This is a genomic window from Armatimonas sp. (assembly GCF_964826245.1).
In genome coordinates, this window is the sequence record NZ_CBAYMC010000303.1 from 1 (window position 1) to 4,329 (window position 4,329).

Genomic DNA, 4,329 nt, shown 5'->3' on the forward strand with positions numbered 1-4,329 from the left:
CATACAGGGAATCGGCATGAAGTGACTCTCGACATTGTCAATGTCTGCCGACTCAAAGTAGTGGTCAATGCGAATCCAGTGCATCTCGCGACCCGCTGCCACTTGTTCTTTACCGACGGTTGGGATATTGTTCTCCGCCTGGCACGCAATCGTACAGGCGTTACAGCCGATACAAGTTGTCAGATCAATGCTCATTGCCCAAGCATTGAAGCCCTTACGTGAGTAATCAGGATAAAGCGAGATATTGCCTTCTTTATTCGCCTCATGCTTGGTCGTCGGATCGGCATCAATGTAGAGCCAGTGCCTACGCCCTAGCCCAAAAGCGTCGTCGGCAATCACCGTGGGGAGCTTGTCGGCAGCGATCTCATGTGCACCGCCTCCATCATGTTCCCCGTGCGCATCACCATGCCCACTGGCCTCACCCGCTCGTTCGGGCTCGGCGTGGTGCGGCTCATGAAGATGCCCCTTGGTCTCGACAAAGCGGGCCAGTGTGCCCGAGCGGACAATATCGCGGTTTTTGTGCTCGACCACGTGAAGCGCTTCGTTCACCCCGAACGGGTCGGTGGTTTCCGAGCGCATCAGGTGGTGGGGCTGGGTGTAGGCAAGCTCATAGGTCTCATTGGTTGCCTTGACCGTCACCCCCACGGCATGATTTAGCGAGTCACTGGTGCGGACGGGGTAGACATCAAAGCCCTGCTTCTCACAGACCGCTCCGCCTTTTGTCCGACCGTAACCGAGAAAGAGCGTGATCGTATCATCAGGCTGACCGGGTTGAACCCACACAGCCACCTTGACACTCGCTCCACCGACAGTCACTTCGATAAGCTTCTTACCAGAGTACTGCGCGATATTGACCGCGTCGTTATTTCCTTCGGAAGCGATCAGCCCTAGCTTCTTGGCAGTCTTTGGCGAGATCAGTGCGGCATTGTCCCAGACAATCGTGGTCAGGGGCTTGGGCAGCTCCTGAAGCCAAGTGTTATTAGCATACCGCCCGTCCCAGATCGTCGGATCGGGGCGGAAGTTTACTTCCAGATCGGGGGACGCGGGGGTCTCAGGAAGGCTCGCCAGTAAGCTCGCCACAGGCACCACCGCGACAGCAGGGCTTGCGGTTCCAGGAAGCACGCCATCATGAACGGCCTTGCGCCAGACAGGCTCCGCAATCGTGGCGTGGTGCTGGCGGAGCAGCTCCATTCCCGTCAGGGGCTGTCCTAGCAAGAGCGCGATCACTTCAGTAGCCGTCTTGGTTGCATAGAGCGGCTCCACCAGGGGCTGTTGCAGCCCAACGGTTCCATCGTGCGCCTTCAGATCCCCCCACGACTCCAGGCCATGTGACTCTGGCAGCGACCAGTGAGAGAGCTCAGCAGTCTCGTTTTCATAGTGGGAGAGATGCGCCCGGAGAGGACACTTCTCGGAGAGGTAGGCTTTCTTGAGGTTCGCATCGGCAGGGCCATCGTAGAGCGGGTTGCCTCCCAGAGTCAGCAAGAAGCTCACTTTTCCTGCTTCAATATCAGCGGAGAGTGCCTTGATGTCTGCCGCCTGATCGGTTACTTTCGCTTCAATTGGCGCATGGTAGGTAACCCCCTTGCCACTAGCCCCAATCGCAGCGTTGATCGCGTGGGCAATGGCATGGAGCGCGGGCGACTGCTCATCACCTGGTATCACCACGCCGCCGTTTTTCAGATCCTCCACCAGCGTATTCAAGAAAGCTTCGTCCACACCGGTGGGAAGCTGCCCGGCTCCGCTTCCCGTGATCTTGGCAAGCACCACACGAGCGACACGCTCCACATCGGTAGGCCTCACGGCCAAACGATGATCCGATGATGCCCCGGTAACGGTGTAGCTGCTCTCAATGGTGTAGAGGCGATTCATCTCCGGCTTGTCAATGCGCACACGGCGGCCATCGGCAAACTCGCGGGCATAGCGCACGGAACCAGGGAGAGTTAGCAGGAAGTCTGCATCCAGCGAGAGAATGGTCTTTGCCTGGTTTAAGTGGTAGACCGGCGTCAGTGGCTTCCCAAAAGCAAGCTGAGTGCCTTTGCGGACATTGCCCTGCGAGAGCGGCTCCCACTGAATCCACTTGGCACTCGGGTAAGCACTGATAAACTTCCCGATCATCGCAGCATAGGTTGGACTCACGACAGTCGGGGTGACCAGGCGAATCCCTGCACCACCACTGGCAGCCTCTTTCTGAAGCACCGGGCGAGCGGTTGAGAAGAACTGATCCCATGTCCGAACTTCCCCGCGCTCGATCACAGACTGAGCACGCTCAGGATCGTAGAGAGAGAGCAGCTCGGACTGTGTCCAGACATCGGTGGCACCAAGGCTCGAAGGGTGCTCGGGGTTGCCTTCGATCTTAACCGGGCGGCCCTCGTAAGAGCGCACCAGCACTCCGATTCCCAGGCCCCGGCTCTCGAGCGTGGTGGCGTAGTAGAGCGACTGACCGGGCACAAGCTGCTCGGGGGCACGGACATAGGGCACCGACTTTGTCTGCGGCATGATGCGGCAGCCAGAGAGCCCGGCAAGCGCCATTCCCGCACCGGTGAGCTTCAGAAAGTCACGACGGTCCAGGTCTAAGAGTGTCGCACGGTTGGGAAACTCTTCATCTACCCACTGCGTAAACTCTTCGGTCTTCGCCAGCTCGGCGTAGGATTTCCACTGTTTGGTCTTCATAATGTTCAAATTAGTGATGGCAAACGGCGCAGTCTGAGAGCTGCTCCACCTTAATGTTGTATTCCTTGACGAGCTTCTTGCCTTCTTCGAGCTCCTCACCCTTGCGAGCGTACTGCTCGCCTAACATCAGAGTCTGCTCCTCTTCCGTCAAGCCAGAGCCAGCCCACTCTTTCTTACCCGTCTTTTCATCGTGCAGCACAGTGCCCGTCTTGGTCTTGCGGATCTTCTCATAGAGATCAAAAGCGGATCCAGGCTTCCCCACGTACTTTTCGGGATGAAGGTGGCAATCCAAACACCAGGCCATCTGGAAGGGACGACCTTTGTAGGCCATCTGCATCGACTGCACCGGGCCATGACAGTTGTTACAGTTCACGCCTCGATTGATGTGAATCGAGTGGTTAAAGTAGACAAACTCAGGAACTTTATTAAGAGTTGTCCACTTGAGCGGAATATTCTTCTCGTAGCTCTCCCGCACAGGCTCCAGAAGCGGACTATTGGACCAGACCTGCGAGTGGCACGACATACAGGTGTGGGTCGCCGGATAGCCTGCCTTGGCGGACTTCTCCACCGACGTATGGCAGTAGCGACAGTCCAGTCCTAGCTCAGTGACATGGTGCTCATGCGAGAAGGGAACGGGTTGCTCGAAGGCAGTGCCTACTTTAGTGACATAGCCAGAGCGGGTAAACTGCGAGATGGTGATCATGGCCACTAAGGGAGAAGTGGCGACGCCAATAATGGCCATCTTGCCGATCACATTACTACTAGGTGCGAAAATATTTGGCATGGATAATCAGTCCTGACCGACCCGAGGCGCCGGTATAACTGCGAGGCGTAAAAAGCCCGCCACTTTGTACACGATTTCACGAATTTCAGCAAGACCTAAGACGGTCATTTATTTGTGTTCCTTAACCACTGCCAAAACGCGCGTCCACAGCCAAGGCTAAGAACAGCAGCGCTAGGTACAACATAGAATATTTATAAGCTTTCAGTGCAGAGAGCCGATCTGTCCCACGACGAAGCTTCCAGCTCTGCTGCACCAGCATTGCGCCCAGTGCGACCGCAGGAATCGCATAGAGCCATCCTGCAAGCCCTTGTGCCACGGGCAAGAGCGAGACCCCCACCGTAATCACGGCGTAGAGAATGATCTGCGTCACGGTTCGCTTATCTCCCACTACCGCAGGGAGCATCGGCACGCCCACGGCTGCATACTGGTCTTTGATGAGTAGCGCCAGCGCCCAGAAGTGCGCCGGAGTCCAGACAAAGATAATCGCAAAGAGATACCAGGCCAGTGCACCCTTAAGATCTCCCGTCACAGCAGCCCAGCCCACCAGAGGCGGGAAGCAGCCCGCTGCGCCACCAATCACGATATTTTGCACCGTGCGGCGCTTGAGCAGCAGTGTGTAGATCACCACGTAGAAAACCAATCCACACAGGCTCAGCATCGCAGCCAGTAGGTTCGCGCCCAGCCAGAGCGTGAAGAACGAGGCCAGTGCCATAACCAAGGCAAAGCCCAGTGCCTGATTTGCAGGAATGGTAGCCGTGACCGTGGGGCGCTTGGCCGTGCGGGTCATCTTAGCATCAATATCACGGTCAATGACCATATTGAAGGCATTGGCCGCTCCCGCCGAGCAGTAGCCACCCACAAAAAGTGCGACAAAG

Annotated in this window: 3 protein-coding genes; all 3 read right to left on the bottom strand. The window is 56.9% G+C overall.

The window, feature by feature from the left end; all coding sequences use genetic code 11:
- The coding region (locus AC1XOS_RS20180; protein ID WP_481964012.1) for a TAT-variant-translocated molybdopterin oxidoreductase at positions 1-2,670 on the bottom strand (2,670 nt) is incomplete at its 3' end.
- A 10-nt stretch (positions 2,671-2,680) separates the two neighbouring features.
- Entirely contained in the window at positions 2,681-3,454 is a 774-nt protein-coding gene (locus AC1XOS_RS20185) for a cytochrome c3 family protein (RefSeq protein WP_481964013.1), read from the bottom strand.
- Between the two features lie 121 nt (positions 3,455-3,575).
- Positions 3,576-4,329 (bottom strand): heme o synthase (locus tag AC1XOS_RS20190; protein ID WP_481964014.1); only part of this gene is annotated, 754 nt, incomplete at its 5' end.